This window comes from Spirosoma horti (assembly GCF_054776595.1).
Genome location: NZ_BAAHBQ010000003.1, coordinates 503,264 through 527,671 on the forward strand (window position 1 = coordinate 503,264; position 24,408 = coordinate 527,671).

Sequence of the window (24,408 nt, forward strand, 5' to 3'; positions counted from 1 at the left end):
CCCCTTCTCATCATCGATTATAGCAAAAAAGCACGGATTAGCTTCCGTGCTTTTTTGCTATATGGGAACGCAACTTACGTTTTAGCCCAGTGAGTGTTAGATATCTGATACTGATTGTACAAATCTGCAAATGATTTTACCCAACAGTAAGCCTATTTGGAGAATTAATTGCTTTTTTACAGGCTGATTCCAAAACTCATTCTATACGTGCTGAAATGAACCAACTTAAACAAATAGACTACATTATTTTCCTTCTGTATTTCATTGGTGTCTCCTCTTACGGCTACTGGATTTACAAACGAAAACAAACGACAAAGCTTGATACTAAAGATTTCTTTCTGGCCGAAGGGTCATTAACCTGGTGGGCCATCGGAGCCTCCATGATTGCCTCCAACATTTCGGCGGAGCAGTTCATTGGCATGTCGGGCAATGGGTTCACCTTCGGGGTGGCCGTGGCGGTATATGAATGGTTTGCGGCTATTGCCCTGATTATTGTGGCCGTTTGGTTCATGCCGATCTACCTTAAGAACCACATTTATACCATGCCGCAGTTTCTCAAAACGCGGTACAACGAAACGGTGAGTTTGATCATGGCCATTTTCTGGCTGTTTCTCTATGTGTTCGTCAACCTGACGTCGATTCTTTTCCTGGGCGCACTGGCCATCAGCACCCTGGTTGGGGGTGAGTCGTTTCACCCCATCGTTATTGGCCTGAGCATATTCGCCATTGTCATTACGCTGGGTGGGATGAAAGTGATCGGCTACACCGACGTTATTCAGGTTGCCGTTCTTATTATTGGGGGGCTGGTAACGTCTTATATCGCGCTGACGCTGGTCAGCCAGAAGTTTGGGCTGGGCAACGATGTCCTGGCGGGCTTCTCGGCCATGATGGGCGACGCGGACGATCACTTCCACATGATTTTTGAGAAACCAGGGCCCAACACGTCGCAGGTCGATATTAACAAATACCTGACGCTGCCGGGTCTTGCCATGTACTTTGCTGGCATCTGGATCGTAAACCTGAACTACTGGGGTTGTAACCAGTACATTACCCAACGGGCGCTCGGTGCTGATTTGAAGACGGCCCGTACGGGTATTCTCTTTGCGGCCCTGCTCAAAATTTTTATGCCGCTGATCGTGATGCTGCCGGGCATTGCTGCTTACGTGCTTTATAAGAACGGCAGCCTGCAGAGCGAAATGGCACCGGGCGGTAAACTCCTCGCCGATAACGCATATTCGGCCATTTTATCTTTCCTGCCCAACGGTTTGAAAGGACTTTCGATGGCCGCGCTGACAGCTGCTATCGTGGCATCGCTGGCGGGTAAAGCCAACTCGATATCGACCATTTTCACCCTCGATATTTATCAGAAATACATTAAGAAGGACGCTACCCAAACCCAACTGGTGTGGGTGGGCCGAATCACCATTTTCGCAGCGATGCTGCTTTCGATTGCGCTAACGTGGCAGGATGCGCTGGGTATTGGCCGCGAGGGTGGTTTCACCTTTATTCAGAAATACACGGGATACCTGAGCCCGGCCATCTTTGCGGTGTTTATTCTGGGATTCTTCTGGAAACGCACCACGGGATCGGCTGCCGTAGCGGGTATTCTTGGTGGATTTGGTCTGGCGGTGCTGTTCAATAACTTCGCACCAGCTTTGTTTGGCAACGAAACGATTCTGTACACGGCCTACCCAAATGGCAACGGTGGCTACGAAATTCCCTTCCTGATCTGCATGGGCTGGGCGTTTTTCTTCACGGTGCTGATGATGGTTGCCATCAGCCTGGTTGGGCCACGCATCAATCCCAAAGGATTCGCTATCGACGCCAGCATGTTCCGCCTGAATCCGTCGGCAACGGCATTGGCGGTCATTATCATGCTGCTTATCACCGTTCTCTACGTTCGACTCTGGTAATAAAAAGATGAGAGAAACGCTGGAAACAGGACAGCAGGCTACTGGATTAGCTGATGGTCCCGTTTCCAGCGTTTTTTATTTAGCCTGATTAACGCCCATGCCCACCACGACTACCTCTACTTCTCTCCGTCCGCTCTTCGCCTTACCGGTCATTGTAGCCGCTCTGGGTTATTTTGTCGATGTCTATGACCTGCTTCTTTTCAACATCGTGCGGGTACCAAGCTTAAAAGAGTTGGGGCTATCGGAAGCTGATATTTCGCTGACTGGCGGGAAAATTCTGAATTTTCAGCAGGCCGGTTTGCTACTGGGCGGCATTCTGTGGGGTATTCTGGGCGACAAGCGAGGCCGCCTGTCGGTGCTGTTCGGCAGTATCATCACGTATTCGCTCGCCAACATTGCCTGTGGCTGGGTGCACGATCCGCAGGTATATGCCCTCCTCCGCTTTGTGGCCGGGCTGGGTTTAGCCGGTGAGTTGGGCGCTGGCATTACACTGGTGAGCGAGATTTTGCCGCCACATCTGCGTGGCTACGGCTCGTCTTTAGTGGCGAGTGTCGGGTTACTCGGTGCCGTCGTCGCCTACTTTACCGTTACGCTTTTTGACTGGCGGACAACGTACTTCATCGGGGGTGGCCTGGGTCTGGGCTTGCTGGTTTTACGGGTGAGTGTATTTGAATCGGGGATGTTCAAACGGGTACAGCAGATGGGTGTGAGCAGGGGTAACTTCTGGGCGCTGTTTCAGGGGCGCGAGCGGCTATTGCGTTACCTGAGGTGTATGGGTCTCGCCCTGCCTACCTATCTCGTCATTGGCATTCTGGCCACCTTTGGCAATGAATTTGGTAAAGCGCTGGGCATTACCGAGGCCATCCAGCCCGGTCGCTGCGTGATGTTCACCTACGTCGGTACCGTTGTGGGTGACCTGACGAGTGGCCTGCTTAGTCAATACCTGCAATCCCGCCGGAAAGCCATTGGCCTGATGATGAGCTTGACGTTCGTCTTCGTCGTCATTTATTTGTTTGGCGGCATCAACTCATCCGGTGCTTTTTACGGCGTCTGCGTGGCGATGGGTTTTGGCATTGGCTATATCGCCATGTTCCTGACCATCACGGCCGAAAGCTTCGGCACCAACCTTCGGGCGACGGCGACGACGTCTGTTGCCAACAACGTTCGGGCGACAACTTTACTGACAATTCCGGCTTTTCAGGCAATGAAACCAAGCCTTGGCGTTCTGGAAGCCGGAGCGGTGGTAACATTTATTTGCTTCGCTATTGGTTATTGGTCCTTAGCAACCATGGAAGAAACCTTTGGTAAAGAATTGGATTATACTGAATAGCCCGATGAAGGCCAGCGTGCAGTTACTTGTCTATTAACGTAAATTACGTATCTCATTAAGTAACGGTAGATCAACTTATCTATTAAATTAGGCTAACCTTTATAACCCCAACAGACATGAAACAGACAAGCTTACTTATGCAGTTCAACCAGTTAAAAACGGAAGTAAAGACGTTCCTGAACGCCGTGATTCGAGGCATGATCAAGATTGACGTCGTCTGAAATCCGCTATAAAACTGCCGTTTTATTGAACCAGGGGCGTTCCTGTTCCAACTGTCCGGCCAGTCGAAGCAGTGTAGCTTCATCACCCTGCCGGGCGGCAAACATAACGCCAATCGGCAAGCCTGCTGAATCGCCTTCGTCCGACCAGTAGAGGGGCACCGACATAGATGGCTGCCCGGTCATGTTGGTAATGACCGCAAACGATATATACCCTAGTGAGCGTTCGGCCAGATCAGTTACCGTTTTGCTGCCCTTCATGTATTTCAACCCACCCAGCGAATCGACCAACTTGAGCAGCCGCTTTTCTGATTCTGTGTTCTGAAACGTCCCGATAGGGATGGGCGAACGCGGCAATGTTGGCGTCAGGAACAAATCATACGTTTCGTGCAATTGTCCCATACTTCGGTTGAGCGTGTTCCAGCGACGTTTCTGGTAAGCCGCATCAGCCGCCGAGAAGCCTTCAGCCAGCCGAGCCTGCGCCCAGGTGTTCAGTTCCACATCATCACGCCGAACGGGTCTGCCCAGGTAGTTACCCAACTCCCGAAGCGTGGCGGCCGTTTCGCTCAGCACATTCAGGAAAAAGGCCTCCGTGACCAGCGTTTTTTCATAAGGCAACGGCACCTCTTCGACCGTATGCCCTAAGCTTTCCAACAAGCGGGCGGTTTCCTGAACGGCTTTGATGCAGACCGGATCAATGGTTTGTGAAGCCATGAGTGCCTGCGTCGAGAAGGCAATTCGTAAGGGGCCCGGCTCCCGGCCGACTTCGTCGGCAAACGGGCGCACCGGTGGAGCAATGCCATATGGATCACCCGCCAAGGGCCGATACGCTGGTCCACCCGCTACCACATCCAGCAACCGCGCACTATCGCGCACAGTCCGCGTAAGCGCATGAGCCGTTACGGCACCATTCCATAACTCGCCATAACGGGGACCAAGCGTAATGCGCCCACGTGAGGGTTTCAGACCAAACAAGCCGCAGCAGGACGCTGGAATACGAATGGACCCTCCGCCATCGGAAGCCGTTGCCACCGGAACAATACCAGACGCTACGGCCACCGCCGATCCGCCACTCGATCCACCCGGCGAATGAGTTGTTTTCCACGGATTGCGGGCAGCCCCGTACAGTTTCGATTCGGTATAGGGCGTCAGGCCAAATTCGGGCGTATTGGTTTTACCAAAAAAGACAAGTCCGGCGGCTTTTAGTCGCTTGATAAGTTCACTATCGGTTGTCGACACGTAGTCCTTGTACCCGTTGCAACCCGACTTCATCGGTGTTCCGGCCCATTCAAACTCCAGATCTTTCAGCAAAAACGGTACACCACGAAAAGGCCCTGTCTCGGGCAACTGGTTCGCCATTGCTCTTCCCTTATCGTACAAGGGTGTAACAATCGCATTCAGTTGTGGATTTACGGCTTCGGCACGAGCAATGGCCGTTTCCAGTAATTCTCCCGGCGATACCTCCCCGGCACGTACCAGTTCAGCCAGCGCCGTTGCATCGTGTTTAACATATTCCTCGAAAGACAGAGTTTGGGTGCCGGATGTTTGCATACGTTTCGATTTTGATGGCGCAAGGCTCTAGCCTTGTGCCGATTATTACCCGGCCTCTGGCCGGTAGCGACAAACTGACAAATAGTAAAAAAACGTAATTAAATACCGGCCAGAGGCCGGAGAATAGTAAGCACAAGGCCAGAGCCTTGCGCCATCTCGCATGTCACTGCTTCGCGACGGCTACACCGATTTTTGAGTCGGCGGTGCCATAATATAGGAACCAGCGCCCACGAAACGGAACCATCCCTTCCAGAAAGCAGACCTGATTTACCTGTCCAACCATCTCATAAGGCTGATCAGGCTTGATAAAATAGGTTTCCGACCGGTCAAGCAACTTGGTTGGGTCTTGGGCATCGAACAGGAGCTGGCCCCCAGCGTAAGCGCCTTCGGGCAAGGTTTTATCGCCATTTTTGGCATCGTTCATCCCATTGTAAATCAACAGAATGCCTTTCGCTGTCAGCATGGCGAAGGGACCGGGCTCGATCAACCGAACATCGTGCTTCCCTTTTCTCGACTCGGCCGCTACCGTAGGCTGACCCGTACTGGACTCCAGCGGTGTCCAGTGCAGTAAATCGCTGGATGTAGCCAGACGAAGCTGCGGCTGATCGCCCCAATACATCCAGTATTTTCCGTTAATTTTCTGCGCAACAAGTCGGCTACCAATTCGCTTACACACGATAGCGCCTGATTTTGACCAGCTATTGCGGTATTTTCCGTTGTCGACATCACCAAAAATCAGCCCCTGTTTGGTCCAGGTCATCAGGTCGCGCGATGTAGCGACACAGAGCCGGGCCTTGTCGCCATCGTAGGCCGTATAGGTCAGTATATAGACGCCATTGGGGCTTTCGACAACGCGCGGATCTTCACAACCGCCCTCCCACTCATACACTTTCATGGCGTCATTGTTGGGATATAATACCGGTTTGGGCATACGCTTAAAATGGATGCCATCCGTGCTGACGGCCAATCCCAAACGCGATGTGCCGCCTACACTCCGCACCGTATCCTCTGCCCGGTAAAGCATGTATACTTTGTTGTTACGAACCACCGCTGCCGGGTTATATACATCTTTCTCCTCCCAGCGAACGAGCTTCTTCCGAATCGGGCAATAGAACTCGGTATTGGCTTTAGCGTCTAAAATTGGGTTATGCGCATTCTCCTTTTGAAATGGACCAAGCATCCAGGACTTTTCAGGTTTGGCCTGGGCCAGTAGGAGGCTCGGCAGAAGAAGGAAAAGAAAAAACAAACGATTCATCATGAACAGGTCAAGGGTTATTGATTAAAGTAAATAGTTGTCCGTAGATACTAGAAGAATGGCTTTGATGGCGCGAGGCTCCAGCCTCGTGCCGACTATTCTCCGGCCTCTGGCCGGTAGTGACACACGGATAAGTAGTTATGAAATGGTAATTGATAATTATATACCGGCCAGAGGCCGGGTGATAGTGGGCACAAGGCTGGAGCCTTGCGCCATCGTATCTGAGTTATTTCGCCACTACGTTTTTACCGGGCTTGTCTTCAGGTATGGCATGTACGTGGCCATCCGGCGTTGGTTTGCCGAGTGCACCATTGAACCAGCGTGCTCGTTGCTGGCGCCCTTCCGGGTCATCAAGTTCCAACAGGCGAATACCACCCGGCTGTTCAGGCGTAGGCTCTTCATAGCCGATGAGCAACCCTACCCAGGCTAAGTATTCATTCAGTTTAGCCTCGAGGGGCTGGTTGCCGAAGATGCACAGGTCATAATACCAGTCCAGTGATTCGCCTGCTACTAACTCGGTTATAGCGCGATAATCGTCCAGGGTATAGCCAATGAAGGGTTTCCCAAAACGCTCCCACATGAGTCGCATGACATCGTCTAATGAGCGGGCGTGATTGGTCAGTTGCCGAATGTGTAAGTCCAGAATCAGGGCGGCAATGGCTCCTTTATGGTATACCGACACTTTACGGTCGGGAACGCCCTTATCGTACCCATCGAGCCACAGATCCCAGGACGATTCGGTCAGCGACTGAAACGCCTGCCCGTTGTGCTCAAAATGCCGTTTGAATAAAACCTGCAACTCTTTCAGATACGCTTCATCCGAAAAAACACCCGATTGCCGAAGCATCAGGTCACCATAATAGGTCGTTACCCCTTCGGCTACAAAACAGGTGGAAAAGTAATTTTCCTTCGTAAAATCGTACGGGAGCAATTCGGTAGGGCGAATACGGATAATGTTCCAGGCATGAAACAATTCATGCGACGACACGCCCAATAAATCCTGATAAAGACCCTCTCCTTCATCATTTGGGCCCAACACCAGCATGGTTGAGTTTCGGTGTTCGACGCCGTGATAATAGGGCACGGGCAAAATAAGCGTCAGAAAATGGTATTCCTGCTCGGGGAATTCCCCGTAGAGTTCGAGTTGCTTAGCCGAAAACCGACTGAAATCATCAATAATGCGCTGGGCATCGAATGTCGGATTGCCATCCGTCCGCCGACCGCCCTGAATCCAGACGTGAAACAGTATCCCGGCGATGTCGTACTGGATGTGCTGAATCACCGGTGCTGCAATCAGCGGGCAGTCGACCAACGCATAAAAATCCGCAGCCTGTAATGTCCGGCTTCCCGTATGGTCCGGGCTGGATTCAGGTAGCCCACAAGCAATTGTCCAATTGTCGGGAATAGTTAATTCGAGAGTACAAGGCTCTTGGATTCGACCTTCTGCATATAAACAAAGATTGACCGGATTGACATACAGGAGCGTGTCACTGATAAAACTACTGCCTGCATTGAGTTGATTGGGCGTTCCCAGTAAGGCATAATAGTTATAGCGAACGATCAGTTCAGTAGCTCCCTTTGTCTGCACCCGCCAGCGATCTTTGGTAACTTTGTGAAAAACCAGGGGATTTCCGTCGCCATCGACCACCTCGAATCGCTGAATATTTTTGGCAAACTGCTGTAATTCATAACGACCAGGGCGCCAGGCAGGCAATTGTAAATCAACCGTTGGCGTCGTAATTCCCGTCAATTGAGCATCCACAGCAATGTAATGGGCGGCATGAGGATCAGCAGACAAGCGATAGTGCATAGGCGTATGAGCAAATAGATTCGTACAAAAGTAACTCCCAGTTAATCAAATCGTTTTTATGAATTGAGGCTTGGTAAAATCCGAGCATTCTCCTATCTTTGCGGACTCATTTGGAAAAATAAAGGTTTTAGGTAACATATATCATGAAAAGAACGTACCAACCATCGAACCGGAAGCGGAAAAACAAACACGGCTTCCGCGAGCGGATGGCCTCTGCTAATGGCCGTCAGGTTCTAGCCCGCCGTCGCGCCAAAGGCCGCCACAAGTTGACTGTCTCTGACGAGAAAAAAGGCGAACGCTTTAAAATTTAATCAGCCGTAGAAAGCGTACCGTTGTGCGTGCCGTTTCTACTCGACCGGCGCTTTTTGATACGTACAACTTCACGACTTTTAGGATTGGTATGCCACAAACCTTTGCAAAATCTGAACGGCTTTGTAGCAAAAAAATCCTGAGTGAATTATTTAAAAAAGGTAGTACTTCCGTGCGGACGTTCTACCTTTTTCCGTTTCGGATGCTCTATATTCCCCAATCCGAAACGAATCCGGACGGCGAAACACCCCCACCCGCCATTGTCATTACCGTCCCCAAACGGCTCTTTAAACGAGCCGTCGACCGCAACCTCATTCGTCGCCGGGTTCGGGAAGCCTACCGCCTGAATAAGGATATACTGGCTCCAGAAAAAGCCCCACCTGCCTACATTGCCTTTCTTTATACGGCCAAACAAATAATTTCGTTTGAAGAGATAGAAAAAGGTATGAAATTAGCTTTAAAGAAAATGTAATGCGGGCGGGCCGCCGTTGCTGCCCGTGTATTTAGCTAACTGCGGGTTTCACTCGTACTACTCCTATGCGCTTCTCGAAACGCCTTACCCTGTTAGCCTCCTCGGCCCTAGTGGCAGGCGGCATTGGCTTTTTTTCGTTCAAGACCGATGACCGGTTTTTCGAGATAGCCCGTAACCTCGATATCTATGCCACGCTGTTTAAAGAGCTGAATCTATATTATGTAGATGAGGTGAACCCAAACCGCATGGTCAAAACCAGCATCGACGCCATGCTGAAAGCCCTCGATCCCTACACGAACTTCTTCGCCGAAGACGAAATTGAGGACTACATGACCATGACCACCGGCCGCTACAATGGTATTGGTGCCCTGATTGGCCAAAGGCAGGGCAAGAGCATCGTCCTGATGGTATATGAAGGCACGCCCGCCGAAAAATCGGGTCTGCAAATTGGCGATGAAGTGGTCAAAGTGGATGGCGTGGACCTGAAAACCCGCAAAGACGCCGATCCCGGGAAACTGCTGAAAGGACAGAATAATACAGCGGTGAAGCTGACCGTCCGGCGGTTTGGGCAGAAAGACCCCGTAGAACTGAGCGTTATCCGGGATGTGGTAAAAATGACCAACGTGCCCTATTACGGTATGGTTTCCGACGATGTCGGGTATATCGATCTGAAGGATTTCACGGCTACGGCCTCGCGGGAAGTACGCACTGCGTTTCAGGAACTGAAGGGCAAGGGCATGAAAAAACTCATCCTCGACGTTCGGGAAAATCCAGGCGGTCTGCTCAATATGGCCATCGATATCTCCAATATCTTTATTCCGAAGGATTCGGAAGTGGTGACGACGAAAGGGAAAGTGACGGAATGGAACAAGACCTACACGGCTATGAACCCACCGCTGGACCTTGACATGCCGATCGTCGTGCTGACCAATAGCCATAGTGCATCGGCGGCCGAAATCGTGTCCGGTGTCATTCAGGATTACGACCGGGGTGTTTTGATCGGGCAGCGTACCTACGGCAAAGGTCTTGTCCAAACCACCCGTGAGCTGTCGTTTAACACCAAGCTGAAAATCACCACGGCGAAGTACTACATCCCCAGCGGGCGTTGTATTCAGGCCATTGACTACAGCCACCGCAATCCCGATGGTAGTGTTGGCAAAATTCCGGACTCACTCAAAACCGCCTTCAAAACCAAAGCAGGCCGGGTCGTTTATGATGGTGGTGGTGTATTGCCCGATGTCGTCGTGGAAGCCCAGACGCCCTCGCCGGTAGCGCTTAGCTTAACGAACAAAGGGTTGATTTTCGATTATGCCGTAAAGTATCGTCACGAGCACGCCAGCATCAAGCCCGCCCGCGAGTTTCATCTGACGGATGCCGAATACAGCGATTTTTCCAAATGGCTGGGCGATAAGGAGTATGATTACACGACGCAGGTCGAGAAAGACCTGGGTACACTCGAAGCGTCGGCCAAGAAGGAGAAATATTTCGATCAGATTCAGGATCAGCTAAAGTCGCTCAAAACGAAAATGTCGCACAGCAAAGATGCCGATCTGAATACCTTCAAGCCTGAACTGAAAACGCTGCTGGAGCAGGAAATAGCGGGCCATTATTACCTGCAAAAAGGACTCAAAGAAGCCTCCTTCTCAACAGACCCCGAAATGAAAGCGGCTCTCGATTTATTTAAAGACATGCCCCGCTACGGAACGATCCTGAAAGGAAAATAGCCCTATAAACAAGTACCAAACAGAAACGCCGGCGGTAAACCGCTGGCGTTTCTGTTGGTAGGCATGAGAATGTCGGATCCGATCAAGGCAGTATAAACACCACCAGCGAGCGGGCGCCGTGGGCACCAATGACCAGACTTTGTTCGATGTCAGCCGTTTTAGACGGGCCGCAGATGAACGTTCCAAAGCCGGTTTCATCGACAGTTAATAGCTTGTAGGCATCATGCATGTTGGGCACAATGGTCGACTGCCGGATGATAATGACCAGAAATTGAGTAATCATGGGTACGGCGCGTTGAGGAATCTGACGCTCATCAACCCAAATGGCCGCATTCTCTGCCACAGCCAACGGTCCTTCGATAATAGCCAGATTTAACCCGGATAGCTCATGCGGATCACGAACGTCCATCCTGACATCGGCCAGATCGGCTAGTTCCGGACAGGTCGTTGCCACATTTGTCAGCGCGGGATATTTCTTTTGTATGTCTGCTTTGATAGCCTCATAGTCAGGCACAACAACGGCGGCCCCACCCACAAATGTGAGTACGTCAATAAACTGCTTCGTCAGGTCAGAGAACACCGACGTAAACGTAAACTGAGTCGGGATAGGGCGTAAGGCTGGCTGATTGGCCTGAATGCTGGCCAGCATCTGCTCGCGGGTGGTCATGCTTTTTTCTGATTAACGTACCAGTCATGGAAACTTTCGGCGGGTGGCTCGGGCATTTCCCGTTGATGGTACCAGGGGTTAAGACCATTTTCGACCGTGATTGGCGCAAACCGCAACACGCCCCGCCCTACTTTACCCGCCATCCGATATAACCGGGGCGACTCAAGCACGGTGGCCATCGCCTTCATAGCCACCGTTTTGGTCGTAGGGCCATAGCCTTCCTGCATCAGTACCTGCCGCCATTTATACAACTGCTCGTGAATATCAATCTTAACCGGGCATACATTGGAACACGACCCGCAAAGCGTGGAAGCAAACGGTAGATCGGCGTTTTGTTTCATGTCCAGATTCGGAGCCAGGATAGACCCGATTGGCCCGGCCACGGCACTGTGGTAGCTGAATCCACCCGACCGCCGGTAAACAGGGCAGGTATTCAGGCAAGCCGCACACCGGATGCATTTGAGCGAATTCCGAAAATCGGGACGACCTAGTTGGCGACTTCGGCCGTTATCCACAATAACAATGTGCATTTCCTGTCCCGGTCGCGGACGGTGGAAATGACTGGAAAACGTCGTAATCGGCTGACCCGTAGCCGAGCGAGCCAGCAACCGAAGAAAGACGCCCAAATGCTCAGCGCGGGGAATGATCTTTTCAAAGCCCATGGCGGCAATGTGCACATCGGCCAAGTGAGCCCCCATATCGGCATTGCCCTCGTTGGTGCACACCACAAACCCACCCGTTTCAGCAATGGCAAAGTTGACACCCGTCAGCGCTACTTTTCGCGTCAGGAAGGTCTCCCGCAGGTGTTGCCGGGCCGCTTCAGTCAGGTATTGTGGGTCGGTGGCGCCTTTGTCGGTGCCCAGGTGCTGGTGAAAGGTTTCACCCACATCTGCCTTGGTCAGGTGAATGGCGGGTAACACAATGTGGGAAGGTGGTTCGCCCCGCATCTGCACAATCCGCTCGCCCAAGTCGCTGTCAATGACGTCGATCCCTTTGTCGATCAGGTATTTATTGAGGTGGCACTCTTCCGTCAGCATCGACTTCGACTTGACCAGTTGGGTTGCCCCCGTCTGCTGAATGATCTGATGAATGATCGCGTTGTGCTCCTCACCGTCGGCTGCCCAGTGGACCTTGATTCCGTTACGGATCGCGTTTTGCTCAAACTGGATCAGCAGATCGTGCATGTTGGAGAGCACGTGGTTTTTTATCTGCGAGGCTGCCTCGCGTAGCTGCTCCCATTCGGGTATCTGAGCAACGGCCCGATCACGTTTAGTGCGTACGAACCAGAGCGTTTCGTCGTGCCAGTCGACTTTAGCTTCGTTCTTATTGAATTCAACAGCCGCGTGGGCGTGGTCTAAAGTAAGCTGTTTGTTCATCAGCCAATGTGATTAAAGCGTCGCTGTCAAAATTTCGGCAATGTGTTTGACCTGCACGGCCGAATTCGCCCGTTTCAGAATACCTTCCATATGCATCAGACACGATACGTCTACGCCGGTAATGTAATTGACGCCATGCCGAAGGTGATCGGCCACGCGGTCTTTCCCCATTTTTACTGAAACGGCTTCTTCCGTCACGCAGAAGGTACCACCAAATCCGCAACACTCATCGCGTCGGTCGAGTTGCACCAATTCAAGTCCATTCACCAGGTTGAGCAACTGCACCGGCTTCGAAAAGGGCGGTGCCACCAGCTCCGACATTTGCGCCAGCCCGAGCCCGCGCTGGCCGTGGCAGCTCTGGTGCAAACCCACCTTATACGGAAACGTTGCATCCAGCGCCGAGACGTGCATAACATCCGTCAGAAATTCAGTGAGTTCATACACCCTAGACCGGATGCCTGTGGCAACCTCTTCGTTGGCCGAATGCAGGTGATGTTTAATATGCAGCGTACAACTTCCCGACGGCGAAACGATGTAATCAAAGTCAGCAAAATTGCGAACGAAATTCTCATTGCAGCCTCCCGTCAGATGCTCAAAGCCAGAATTCGCCATAGGCTGACCGCAGCAGGTCTGCTGAAGCGGATACGACACCGCACACCCTACTTTTTCCAATAAGCGAAGGGTAGCAATCGCTACTTTCGGATAGAACTGGTCAATGTAACAAGGAATAAACAGGCCAACTTTCATGTTCGATTCAGACTAACAGTTGCCCTGAAACGTATTGGGCAAAACAGGGCGGCTTTAGGCAACAAATGTAGATACCACAAAGCTACATCCTTCCTGTACTTTCCCAGTCAAAAGGCATTGATATAGAAACGTTACTCCCTGCCGACTATTCTTTACCTTGTCGTTTTTTATACTAGTCTGTTTTCACGTCCACGGTCCTTGAAGACACCTAGAGTATATACACATCTCACCTGATGCCATAGGCATCGAATGTTTATAGAAAAGAAAGCCATCTCTCCGTCTTTTTGGTCGCGTAGCGATCGAACCGAGCAAAAGCTTGATCGCTACGCGACCAAAAAAGGTGCCGGATCTACAAACATTTAGTCGCTACGCGACCCAAAAAAGATGTGTGCATACTCTAGATGTCCTAACAGACTATGGAAAGACCACTGGCTTTACTGTATAAATACGCCAGAATAAACTCTAGTGTTTTTTGAACAAGCCGAGCAGTAAAACCGACTCAATTCATACCTTTTTCGTCCTCCAGGCCAGCTAACCAAGTAAATTCAGCACCAGATTTTCTTACATTAACAGCTCACTCTTCCGTATAGAAACTGCCTTACATGAAAAACCAACGCCGAATTTTCCTTCAGCAGGCCGCCGGTCTATTGGCTTTAGCCTGTCCGTTATCGTTTACGGAGGTATTGGCGAATGCATCGCCTTCAGCCAAAGCGAAGAAACCTTATGTCGTTTTCGTCACCGGCGACCATGAATACAGTGGAGAGCTGACCTTACCCATTATTGCCGCCGAACTGGAGAAGAACTACGGCATGCGCACCAAAGTCCTCAAGGCTTATCCCGACTACAATGGCGAAAAAGATATTCCCGGCCTGGAAGTCCTGAAAGAGGCCGATCTGGCCGTATTCTTCCTCCGATGGCGCCAACTCCCTCAAGACCAGCTAAATTACATCGACGCTTACCTAAAATCAGGCAAGCCCGTGATGGGTTTCCGAACAACGACCCATGCCTTCAACTACCCCGATGGCGACGAACGGAAACACTGGAATTCATTTGGCGAGTTCGCCTTTGGAGCACCACCGGGCTGGGGCGGCAAGGCGCAGCACACCCATTACGGCCACAAAAGCACCACCGACGTTACCATCATTCCCGAGGCCGCCAAAAACCCTATTCTGACGGGCGTCGAACCCAGCTTCCACGCAGCCTCCTGGCTCTACCGGGTTCTCCCCGACTATCCGGCCAAAGGGGCGGTGCCGCTGCTGATGGGCAAATCGGTCAATCCCGACAAAGCCGCCATTGACAATCCTGTAGCCTGGACCTGGAAAAACCAGTGGGGCGGAAAAGCGTTCATAACCACGCTGGGTCACCCCGAAGATTTTCAGGTAGAATCGTTTCAGCGCCTGGTCATCAATGCCATTCACTGGGAACTGGGCTTGCCGGTCCCCAAGAACTGGAAAGGTAAACTGGCGATTGACGTGCCATACGGCCATCCGAATAAATCCTGATGCGCATTCGCAAAGCACATACGTACACGTAGTTGGTAATCATTTTTAACAATCGCCATGTCGCTACCCAGAAAAAAAACACTCAATCGATTGCTAATCGTATCGGTGCTCGTGCTGCTTGCAGTTAGTGCGTTTCAAACAAACCGGGGTTTGACCAACACCGTCGAGCCGTTGGCCGTTAAGAAAGGTGCTCATATCATGCTCCTGGGTGGCAATCTGGGATCAAGGATGATGAACTATGGTCATTTCGAGACGGAAATGCAGGTTCGTTACCCTGAGGACATGCTTTACATCCGCAACATGTGCGACGGCGGAGATACGCCCGGCTTCAGGCCCCATGCCAGCCGAAACACACCCTGGGCGTTTCCGGGAGCCGAGAAATTTCAGACCGAATACGCCAATAATTCGGAGAGCGAAGGGCATTTCGATTATCCCGACCAATGGCTCACCCGCCTGAAGGCCGATGTGATCGTGGGCTTTTTCGGCTACAGCGAATCCTTTCAGGGAAAAGAAGGGCTGGCCAACTACAAAGCGGAGCTGGACGCCTTTATCAAATGGACGCTGAAGCAAAAATACAACGGGGTCAGCGCGCCGAAACTGGCCCTTGTATCGCCTATTGCCTTCGAAGATTTGTCGGCTATGTATGACCTGCCAAATGGCAAAAAGGAAAACGAAAACCTTTCGCTTTACACCAAGGCAATGAAAGAGGTGGCCGATCAAAACAATGTCCTATTTGTCGATGCCTTCACGCCTTCCAAACAATGGTACGATGCCAGCAAGGAACCGCTGACCATCGACGGCTCACAGCTCAACGAAGCCGGGTATAAGAAACTTGGCGTTTTACTGGCCGATCAGATTTTTGGCAAAGCAACCCCGAAAGCCGAAACCAACCGGGCGTTGGTACACGATGCCGTTCTTGAAAAGAACTGGATGTGGCACAATGACTATAAAATTCCGAATGGTGTTCACGTGTACGGCCGCCGGTATAACCCCTTCGGCCCCGACAACTACCCGGCCGAAATAGAAAAGATTCGGGAGATGACCGCCATTCGGGACACGGCCGTTTGGCTGGCCGCTACGAAAGGAGAAAAAATGGACGTTGCTGCGGCTGATAAGAAAACCAAACAACTCCCCGCCGTTAAAACCAACTTTAACCCGGAGAAGAACGGTAGTCTGACGTACCTCTATGGGCAGCAAGCGTTGAGCAAACTAAAAGTGCCTCAGGGCTATAAGATCGAGCTTTTTGCCTCCGAAGAAGAGTTTCCTGACCTGGCGAAACCCATGCAGATGTCGTTCGACAACAAAGGGCGGCTGTGGGTGGCGGTCATGCCCAGCTATCCGCACTACAAACCCGGCGATGCCAAGCCCGACGATAAAATCCTGATTTTTGAAGATACCAACAACGACGGGAAAGCCGATAAGGAAACCGTTTTCGCCAATGGCCTTCACTTGCCGCTTGGCTTCGAAATTGCTAAAGAGGGCGTATATGTCTCGCAGGGCACGAACCTGAAACTGCTCGTCGATACCGATGGCGATGGCAAAGCCGACAAACGGGAAATTCTGCTGAGTGGTTACGATGACCACGACACGCACCACAACAGCCACGCCTTTACGGTCGACCCCTCGGGCGCTATTTACTCGGGAGAAGGCGTATTTCTGCACACCAACGTAGAAACGTCTTACGGCACCGTTCGGGCCACCAATGGCGGCTTCTATCGCTACAGTCCGCAACTCCGCAAACTGGAACGCACCGCTCAGTTGTCCATTCCAAACCCCTGGGGCATTGCATTTGACGACTGGGGCCAGCCCTTTTTTGCCGAAACCTCCAGCCCCGATGTCCGGTGGATGATGCCCGGTTCGGTATTACCGCGCTACGGTGAAGCGACCCACAAATCGGCTCAGTTGATTGAAGAAGCGCACCGGGTTCGGCCAACATCCGGGCTTGAGTTTGTTTCCAGCCGCCACTTCCCCGACGACATCCAGGGCGACTTTCTGATCAACAACACCATCGGTTTTCTGGGTATGAAAGAGCACACCCTGAAAGACGACGGAACGGGCTACATCAGCAAGCACCGGGCCGATCTGGTCGTGAGTGAAGACCGCAACTTCCGCCCGGTCGATATGGAGTTCGCGCCCGATGGCTCGCTCTATCTGATCGACTGGCACAACATCCTGATCGGACACATGCAGCATAACGCCCGCGACCCCCTGCGCGACCATTCGCACGGACGGATTTACCGGATTACTTACCCATCGCGGCCGCTGGTGACGCCCGCTAAAATAGACGGCGCCAGCATTGACGAATTGCTGGATAACCTCAAATTACCCGAATACCGCACGCGCTACCGCACCCGGCGCGAACTTCGCGGACGGGATGTCAATCAGGTTTTGGCCAAGCTAAATACCTGGGTAGCGGGGCTTGATAAGAATGCCCCCCGCTACGAACATCATCTGCTGGAAGGCCTTTGGGTGAGTTGGGGCATGGATAAAGTAGACCAGAAACTTTTGAAGCAAGTCCTCAAGGCGAAAGACTACCACGCTCGGGCCGCTGCCGTTCAGGTCGTTCGGTACACCGGCCATCAGGTTGCCGACCAGGCCGATCTGCTCATGCAGGCCGTCCGGGACGACAATAGCCGGGTTCGCCTGGCCGCCATTGTGGCGGCCTCGTGGATCGGTAAAGAAAAGGGCCTGCCCATCTTGGCCGAAGCGGCAAAAAAACCGCTGGATGAATGGATGGTTCACGCCCACGAAGCGGCCGTTGCCCACCTCAAAGGAGTCAACGTGAAGAAGGTAGAAGAAAAGGTCGTGAAATCGACATTGAAAGGAGAAGAGCTGGCGCTCTACAACATGGGCAAACAGATTTATTTGAAGGAAGGCTATTGCACCACCTGCCACCAGCCTGACGGAAAAGGGCTCACGGCCTCTGGCTTCCCTCCTCTTACCGGCACCAACTGGGTATCGGGCAATGAGGAACGGTTGATAAAAATAGCGCTCAAAGGCCTCATGGGCCCTATCGACGTCGTTGGGAAAACGTATCCCGGACAGGTGCCCATGACCCCGTTCGGTGGCTTATTGAAAGACAACGAAATTGCTGCCGTACTGACCTACGTCAGAAATTCATTTGGCAATCAGGCCCCCGCCGTCCTTCCCGATCAGGTGAAGAAAGTACGGGCCGCCACCGAACGCAAAAAGGATTTTTACTCGCCACAGCAGCTGTTGAAAGAACACCCAATGGAAAAGTAAACGTCCGCTGTTTTACGTCTCGCATCCATTGCCCAAGCCCGGCTGGATGCGAGACGCCTTATCACTTATTTGCTCTTTCACCACAAATGAACGCTACTTTCCCTTTTCGCTTCGGTGCCGAAGCTTATACCTGGTTCATGAATAACAATGGTCAAACCCACGCGAACCGCCTGGGGCACATGATCGACATTACAGCGCAGGCAGGTTTTGCCGGCATCGAACCTATTTTCAACTGGATGGGCGACCTGCCCGATCCCGACAGTCTGGGCGCGAAACTAACCGAACAGGGCGTTGAACTGGCGGCCATTGCGCTGGCCCTGGACTGGAACAACCCCGACGAAACGGAGCAGGAAAAATACGAAGCCGATCGGGCCATTACCCTTCTGAAACACTTTCCGGGGGCGTTGCTGTGTACCGTGCAGAAACCAACCGGGCGGCATGACCTGGAAACCCGCCGTCGTAACCTCGTCAATATCGTCAATCGGGTATCGCGCCGGGCGGTCGATCAGGGTGTTCCCTGCACGTTTCACCCCAATTCGCCCCATTCGTCCATCACCCGCACGGAGGAAGATTATCGGGTCATTCTCGAATCGCTCGATGCCTCAGTCACAGGTTGGACACCCGACGTCGGCCACCTTATCAACGGCGGCATGGACCCGTTGACCAAAATGAAAGAGTATGCGTCGCTCATCAACCTTGTCCATTATAAAGACTGGAATGGCGAGCCCGAATTTGCATTACTCGGCAACGGCAAAGTCGATTTTGTGGGCATCACCCGGTGGTTGGTCGAGCAGCAATACAGCGGCTGGATTATCTGCGAAGATGAAGGTCCCGAAGCCATGGATGATCCCGACGGTGTTACCCTTCACGACGGTCGTTGGGTGTACGAAACACTGCTTCCGGCCGTAATTTAACGAGCGAAAAAAGAATGAGTGAAAACTACCGAATAGCATTCGCTCATTTACTAACGTCCTCTTTCACTATGCCCCTACTAGAAACCAACGGCATCAATTTATATTATGAGGAACGAGGCTCGGGGGAGCCGCTCCTGCTGATCATGGGCATTACGGCGCCCGGTTCAGTCTGGGAAAAACACGCCGATGACTGGCAACACCAATTCCGCTGCATTATGGGCGATAACCGGGGCGTTGGCAAGTCGGATAAACCGGCAGGGCCTTATACCACGGCCCAAATGGCCGACGATTATGCGGGCCTGATCGACGCGCTTGGGCTGGGCTCGGTTCGGGTCGTGGGGGTCTCGATGGGGAGCACCATTGCCCAGCAACTTGCCCTACGGCATCCTGACAAAGTGCGTTCGCTGGTGCTCATGTGTCCGTGGGCACGCTGCGACCGAACCGCCGAAGCGATCTTCCAGCACATGGCCACCATCAAAGCCAGACTGCGACCCGAAGAGTTCTCGAACTACATTCAGTTGCTGATCTACGCCAAACGAAGCTGGGACGACGACACTATGTTTGCCGACCTTCTGGCCAGCCGGGAGCAGGCCGCCGTCGATTCTTCACCCCAGCCGTTGCATGGCCTCGAAGGGCAAGCCGAAGCCTGTATTTCGCACAATACGCTGGCCGAACTGGGTTCGATAAACAAGCCTTGTCTGGTCATTGGGGGTCGTAAGGATATTTTTACGCCTGTCTGGATGACCGAGGAAGTAGCCGGGGCCATTCCCAACAGCGAGTTGCACCTCTATGATGACGCCGGACATGCGTTTCACTGGGAGTGTATCGATGACTTCAACCCCCGCATTCGTACCTGGCTGGCTGCCCATTAAAAGCTATGAGGGGGCCAGATTCGAATCTGGCCCCCTCATAAATCTGTGTTTTATTGCTTGTTGCTATCGACAATCAGGCGTTCATCGCGATTGGCAATTTCCCAGGCGGTGTAGAACACCAGACGGGCACTCCGTTCGGCCAGGTTGAAATCAATCTTCTCAACGTCATCGGTCGGTTTATGATAATCACCGTGCAACCCGTTGAAGTAGAAAATGATGGGAATCTGGTGCTTCGCGAAATTATAGTGATCGGAGCGGTAGTAAATCCGTTCGGGATCTTTCGGATCATTATACTTATAATCCAACTCCATTTTTATGTTCTTTTCGTTCGCGGCTTCGCTGATTTTGTGTAACTCAGACGAAAGCTTGTCGGAGCCGATGACGTAGATGTAGTTTTCTGATTTTCCCTTGTGCAAATCATCGACCCGGCCAACCATGTCGATGTTCAGGTCGGCGACCGTCTTGTCGAGCGGGATAACCGGGCTCATGTCGGCATAATATTGAGACCCGAGCAGCCCTTTTTCTTCACCCGATACCGTCAGGAACAGGATCGACCGGCGGGGACCTTTCCCCTCCGCTTTGGCTTTGGCAAACGCCTGCGCAATTTCGATCACCGACACCGTACCGGAGCCATCGTCATTGGCCCCGTTGTTGACCTGGCCGTCTGCGCTGATACCGATGTGGTCGTAATGCGCCGAAACAACCAGGACTTCCTCTTTTTTATCCGTGCCTTCAATAAAGCCCAGTACGTTGGATGATTGGGCCTTCTCCTCCACCCGATCCGCTTTGACCGTTACCTGACCTGCCAGCGACGAGCTAACAGGTGTAGCCGATTGGGCCAGTTGGGTTGTCGTCTGTGCCAACGTTGCCGCCGAAGTGTTGAGCAGGGTAGCTGCGGTTTCTGACGACACAAGAAATACGCCCATCGAACCGACATTTTCAGCCCCTGGCTTGAGCATCAACCGGTTAAAGCGTCCCTGCAAGGCTCCTCGTTGGGCAAGTATTTGCTTGAAGGCTTCCGGCGATTCGGCCGAAATGATAAACACCTGGGCTGCCCCTTTCTCCTTGGCCAGCAGACTTTTGGCGCGCCACCCGTTGGGACCGCCCCATTTAGAGGCTTCGCTACTCCCGCTGATCAGTACTTTGTCGCCCGTTGTTTTGGGTTCGCCTTCCAGCATAACAACGGCTTTTCCTTTTACGTCCCGTCCGGCATAGTCGTCATACGTGGTTTCGCCGATACCATAGCCAACAAATACCGATTCCACGGTTGTTTCGGTGGGTTGATAGAGCAGGCCGTTGACCACGAAGTCTTTGAGGTACTCGAATTTCTTCCCACCGGCAGTGACATAAAAATCGCCCCAGTTTTTCTTGTAAAGCGTAAAGGGTTGCTGATAACCCAGTTTACCATCCTCTGTTTTCACAATGGGCTTCAACCCCTCGGCCGCAAACTGTTTAGCAATGTATTCGGCGGCTTTTCGCTGCCCGGCCTGGCCTGTTTCGCGGCCTTCCATATCATCGGCGGCCAGAATGCGGAGGTGTTTTTCGAGATCGGCCGCGGTGATGGATGCAGCATATTTTTTCTGGCCGAAACTTAAGAAAGGCAGCCCAAGTAAAGTGGCGCCCAGCAAAACCTGTTTGTACGTCATTAAATGAAGTGAGAAGTAACCGATAATTTTAAGACTAAGATACAACCCAAAAGCCGAAGATCGTAATAGCTGGCACCTCAATGGCGCGAGGCTCTGGCCTCGTGTCTACTATTCTTCGGCCTCTGGCCGGTATTAATGAACTTGCAGATAAAAATGCAACAGTACTTTACACCGGCCAGAGGCCGGAGAATAGTAGACACGAGGCCGGAGCCTCGCGCCATCCCGCCTATTACGGTTACCTAATAAGCTAAAAAATAGTAGAAATAATAATATTTATTGGATTGTTTAAACGATTAAGCTTATCTTTGGTCCAGTATAGTTTCACAGGCCTTTATCCACATTAACCGTGTGTGCCTGACCGCCCATTGATCACATGAGTAAGACGAAGGTGTCTATAAAGGATATAGCCCGGGAAGCGGGCGTTTCTACAGCTTTGGTGTCTTATGTGCTGAATGGCAAAGAGAAAGAGAGCCGGGTTGGGCAGGAGATTGCCCTAAAGATCAAGCAGATAGCCTCAGAGCTAAACTACCAGCCCAGCCATCTGGCAAAGAGTTTACGCAGTGGCAAAACGCATACCATAGGTTTGATTATTGCCGATATATCGAACCCGTTTTTTGCAAACATAGCCCGGGTAGTTGAAGATGAAGCAAAACGATATGGGTATACGGTCATTATTGGTAGCTCGGACGAAAACGCGGATAAGTCGCAGGATTTACTCGACGTACTAATTAACCGGCAGGTAGATGGCTTTATCATTGTATCAGCCGAAAATTCTGAGCAGCAGATTCATTTCCTGAAGGACAAACATGTGCCGTTTGTGCTGTTGGACAGGTATTTCCCAGAAATAGCCACAGACTTCGTGTCGACGGATCATTACAAGGCATCGTATGACGCCGGGACGCACCTGGTCGGCAACCAGTATAAACACATTGGAATGATTGCGTATGAGTCGCAGCTGTTCCACATGAAGGAACGGATAAGAGGCTATCAGGATGCACTCCGGGATAACAACATCACACAGCATACATCCTGGCTAAAGGCGGTGCGGATCAACCAGATTGACAGCGGAGTCAAAATGGCACTGGATGACATGCTCTCGTCCGACCAACCAATTGATGCGCTATTGTTTGCTACGTACAGTCTGGCTGTCAGTGGTCTGAAATACATTAACAAACTGGGCCTGAAGGTTCCCGATGAATTAGCCATCGTTAGTTTCGGACAGGCTGAAGTCTTTGAACTTTACTACTGCCCCATTACCTACCTGAAACAACCTATTGTGCATTTAGGCCAGACAGCCGTTGAACTTTTGACCAAAAAATTGAAAAATAAACCTGAAGAACCCGCCCAGATACTTATGCAGGCCGAATTGATTGAGCGCGCGTCGTCAAAAACCAGAAAAACACGGAAAGCTTAGTTTTATTCCCTTGCTTAATCGTTTAAGCAATAATCACATTTACCTATTCCTTACCCTTAACTTTATGGAAAGAAGAAACTTCCTCAAGTCTGCATTAGTCGGTTCAACGGCAGTCTGGGCTGGTCTGCCAATGAGTCTGGCTCAGGCGGTTCCTAAACTTAAAATAACGAAAATCAGGTATTACAGTGCCCCTGGTTATAACAAACCACTTTTTAACCAGGCACGCGGTATCGTTGAAATTCAGACGGATGCTGGCCTGATCGGTATTGGCGAGGGCGGCTCCAAAGACATGATCGAACAGTGCGCCCAGATGATCATCGGCGAAAATCCGTTCCGCATCGAGCACATCTGGCAAAACGTGTACCGGGGCATGTTTTATCCGCCGGGCCGGGAGAAATTACACGCCCTGGGCGCCCTGGAAATGGCCCTGTGGGATCTGAAAGGCAAAGCACTGGGTGTTCCCGTTTATGAGTTATTGGGTGGGGCCACCCGGGAATATGTCGAATGTTATGCCACCGGATTTCGGGCATCGAAAGCCAAAACGGAAGAAGAACGCGCCCGTGATTGTATCGAAGCAGGTTTACGGGCCTACCGCATCGGGCCCACCGGCGGCAACGGTGAAGCCCCCTTCGACTTTTATGACAATGCCAAAAAGACCATCGAGCTCTGCAAACGAATCGACTCGGCCGTGGGCGGTGGTGGCAAATGGGCCCTCGACTTACATACGCGCTTCGATATGACCGAAGGCGTCAAGATTTGTAAGGCGCTCGAAAACATGGAACCTTATTTTGTCGAGGACATTGTGCGGTCCGAAAATCCGGCCGTTTATAAAACCGTTCGCCAGATGACCAATGTGCCCATTGCCGTTGGCGAGCAGTTTGGCGATCGGTGGGATATTAACGAGTTCATCGAACAACGGCTGATCGACTACACGCGGATTACCTTACCCAACACGGGTGGTATCGGCGAATTCAAGAAGATCGCTTCCCTGTGCGAGACACACTATGTGGGCATGATTCCGCACTTCACCGGTCCTCTATCCACAGCAGCACTCGTCCATGTGCTGGGCTCCAGCAGTCCCAACCGTTGCCTGATGGAGTTGGGCGGTGGTGAACCGGAGCGCCCAGCCTATTTCAATGAAGATTTTATAAACTTCAAAAACGGCAAATTATACCTGAATCCAGAGCCGGGCCTGGGCGTCAAATTCGACCCGAAGAAAGCAACGTTTGTCATGGAGGTTGCCACCAAAACGCAGTTCCCTCACCCGATCCTGAAAAGTCCCGATGGAGCCATTCACAACTGGTAAGTGAGCTAAAAGAGCCAGTAGCTATCAGTCAATTCCGGCAAGAGTAAGCAGAGATACAACCTGAAGATTGATTAAAAAGTACAGTGATGAATTCCTGAAGTCCAGCCTGGTCTGGGTTGGGCGGCCTTTTTCGTAAACG

18 protein-coding genes are annotated in these 24,408 nt (G+C 51.8%); 11 read left to right on the top strand and 7 right to left on the bottom strand.

Going from position 1 to position 24,408, the window contains the following annotated elements; all coding sequences use genetic code 11:
* Positions 1-215: 215 nt before the first annotated feature.
* Both ACYVAM_RS09980 and ACYVAM_RS09985 read left to right on the top strand, forming a co-directional pair.
* Positions 216-1,913: a sodium:solute symporter family transporter gene (locus ACYVAM_RS09980; RefSeq protein WP_461066435.1), complete on the top strand. Its 1,698-nt coding sequence runs from the start codon at positions 216-218 to the stop codon at positions 1,911-1,913.
* Between the two features lie 97 nt (positions 1,914-2,010).
* Positions 2,011-3,243, top strand: coding sequence for an MFS transporter (locus ACYVAM_RS09985; protein WP_461066437.1), 1,233 nt, complete (start codon positions 2,011-2,013; stop codon positions 3,241-3,243).
* Between the two features lie 227 nt (positions 3,244-3,470).
* Here the strand turns inward: ACYVAM_RS09985 and ACYVAM_RS09990 are convergent, their stop codons facing one another.
* The 3 genes from ACYVAM_RS09990 to ACYVAM_RS10000 all read right to left on the bottom strand — a co-directional run bounded on the left by ACYVAM_RS09990 (position 3,471) and on the right by ACYVAM_RS10000 (position 8,077).
* On the bottom strand, positions 3,471-5,012 hold the full coding sequence (locus ACYVAM_RS09990) for an amidase (RefSeq protein WP_461066439.1): 1,542 nt from the start codon (positions 5,010-5,012) through the stop codon (positions 3,471-3,473).
* 163 nt (positions 5,013-5,175) lie between these two features.
* On the bottom strand, positions 5,176-6,270 hold the full coding sequence (locus tag ACYVAM_RS09995; RefSeq protein WP_461066441.1) for a glycoside hydrolase family 130 protein: 1,095 nt from the start codon (positions 6,268-6,270) through the stop codon (positions 5,176-5,178).
* Between the two features lie 223 nt (positions 6,271-6,493).
* Positions 6,494-8,077 (bottom strand): M61 family metallopeptidase, encoded by a 1,584-nt coding sequence (locus tag ACYVAM_RS10000; RefSeq protein ID WP_461066443.1) that lies wholly within the window; start codon positions 8,075-8,077, stop codon positions 6,494-6,496.
* Positions 8,078-8,220: 143 nt separating this feature from the next.
* Between ACYVAM_RS10000 and rpmH the strand changes: the two genes are divergently transcribed.
* From rpmH to ACYVAM_RS10015, 3 genes are all read left to right on the top strand, one after another.
* A complete protein-coding gene (gene rpmH / locus ACYVAM_RS10005) occupies positions 8,221-8,388 on the top strand; it encodes a 50S ribosomal protein L34 (RefSeq protein ID WP_046576258.1) in 168 nt (55 codons plus the stop codon).
* Between the two features lie 89 nt (positions 8,389-8,477).
* Positions 8,478-8,858, top strand: a complete 381-nt coding sequence (locus ACYVAM_RS10010; protein WP_461066445.1) for a ribonuclease P protein component — start codon at positions 8,478-8,480, stop codon at positions 8,856-8,858.
* A gap of 65 nt (positions 8,859-8,923) precedes the next feature.
* Positions 8,924-10,582: a S41 family peptidase gene (locus tag ACYVAM_RS10015; RefSeq protein ID WP_461066447.1), complete on the top strand. Its 1,659-nt coding sequence runs from the start codon at positions 8,924-8,926 to the stop codon at positions 10,580-10,582.
* A gap of 82 nt (positions 10,583-10,664) precedes the next feature.
* Here ACYVAM_RS10015 and ACYVAM_RS10020 read toward each other — a convergent pair whose 3' ends face one another.
* From ACYVAM_RS10020 to ACYVAM_RS10030, 3 genes are read right to left on the bottom strand one after another with little or no spacing between them, the layout of a single operon-like run.
* On the bottom strand, positions 10,665-11,249 hold the full coding sequence (locus tag ACYVAM_RS10020; protein WP_461066449.1) for a LutC/YkgG family protein: 585 nt from the start codon (positions 11,247-11,249) through the stop codon (positions 10,665-10,667).
* Positions 11,246-12,625 (bottom strand): lactate utilization protein B, encoded by a 1,380-nt coding sequence (locus ACYVAM_RS10025; protein WP_461066451.1) that lies wholly within the window; start codon positions 12,623-12,625, stop codon positions 11,246-11,248. Before ACYVAM_RS10025 ends, ACYVAM_RS10020 begins: the two co-directional genes overlap by 4 nt.
* Positions 12,626-12,637: 12 nt before the next feature.
* Positions 12,638-13,372, bottom strand: coding sequence for a (Fe-S)-binding protein (locus tag ACYVAM_RS10030; protein WP_461066453.1), 735 nt, complete (start codon positions 13,370-13,372; stop codon positions 12,638-12,640).
* Positions 13,373-13,974: 602 nt separating this feature from the next.
* Between ACYVAM_RS10030 and ACYVAM_RS10035 the strand changes: the two genes are divergently transcribed.
* The 4 genes from ACYVAM_RS10035 to ACYVAM_RS10050 all read left to right on the top strand — a co-directional run bounded on the left by ACYVAM_RS10035 (position 13,975) and on the right by ACYVAM_RS10050 (position 19,903).
* Entirely contained in the window at positions 13,975-14,874 is a 900-nt protein-coding gene (locus ACYVAM_RS10035; RefSeq protein WP_461066455.1) for a ThuA domain-containing protein, read from the top strand.
* Positions 14,875-14,931: 57 nt separating this feature from the next.
* Positions 14,932-18,117, top strand: coding sequence for a PVC-type heme-binding CxxCH protein (locus ACYVAM_RS10040; protein ID WP_461066457.1), 3,186 nt, complete (start codon positions 14,932-14,934; stop codon positions 18,115-18,117).
* 86 nt (positions 18,118-18,203) lie between these two features.
* The gene (locus ACYVAM_RS10045) at positions 18,204-19,031 is read left to right on the top strand and encodes a sugar phosphate isomerase/epimerase family protein (protein WP_461066459.1); all 828 of its coding nucleotides are present in this window, start codon (positions 18,204-18,206) and stop codon (positions 19,029-19,031) included.
* A 68-nt stretch (positions 19,032-19,099) separates the two neighbouring features.
* A complete protein-coding gene (locus tag ACYVAM_RS10050; protein ID WP_461066461.1) occupies positions 19,100-19,903 on the top strand; it encodes an alpha/beta fold hydrolase in 804 nt (267 codons plus the stop codon).
* Positions 19,904-19,953: 50 nt separating this feature from the next.
* Here the strand turns inward: ACYVAM_RS10050 and ACYVAM_RS10055 are convergent, their stop codons facing one another.
* Positions 19,954-21,549 (bottom strand): M28 family peptidase, encoded by a 1,596-nt coding sequence (locus ACYVAM_RS10055; RefSeq protein WP_461066463.1) that lies wholly within the window; start codon positions 21,547-21,549, stop codon positions 19,954-19,956.
* 373 nt (positions 21,550-21,922) lie between these two features.
* On the opposite strand from ACYVAM_RS10055, the gene ACYVAM_RS10060 reads away from it, so the two are divergent.
* Together ACYVAM_RS10060 and ACYVAM_RS10065 are read left to right on the top strand one after the other, a co-directional pair.
* The gene (locus ACYVAM_RS10060) at positions 21,923-22,963 is read left to right on the top strand and encodes a LacI family DNA-binding transcriptional regulator (protein ID WP_461066465.1); all 1,041 of its coding nucleotides are present in this window, start codon (positions 21,923-21,925) and stop codon (positions 22,961-22,963) included.
* A gap of 64 nt (positions 22,964-23,027) precedes the next feature.
* Complete coding sequence (locus ACYVAM_RS10065; RefSeq protein ID WP_461066467.1) at positions 23,028-24,269, top strand: mandelate racemase/muconate lactonizing enzyme family protein; 1,242 nt, start codon at positions 23,028-23,030, stop codon at positions 24,267-24,269.
* Positions 24,270-24,408: the final 139 nt, after the last annotated feature.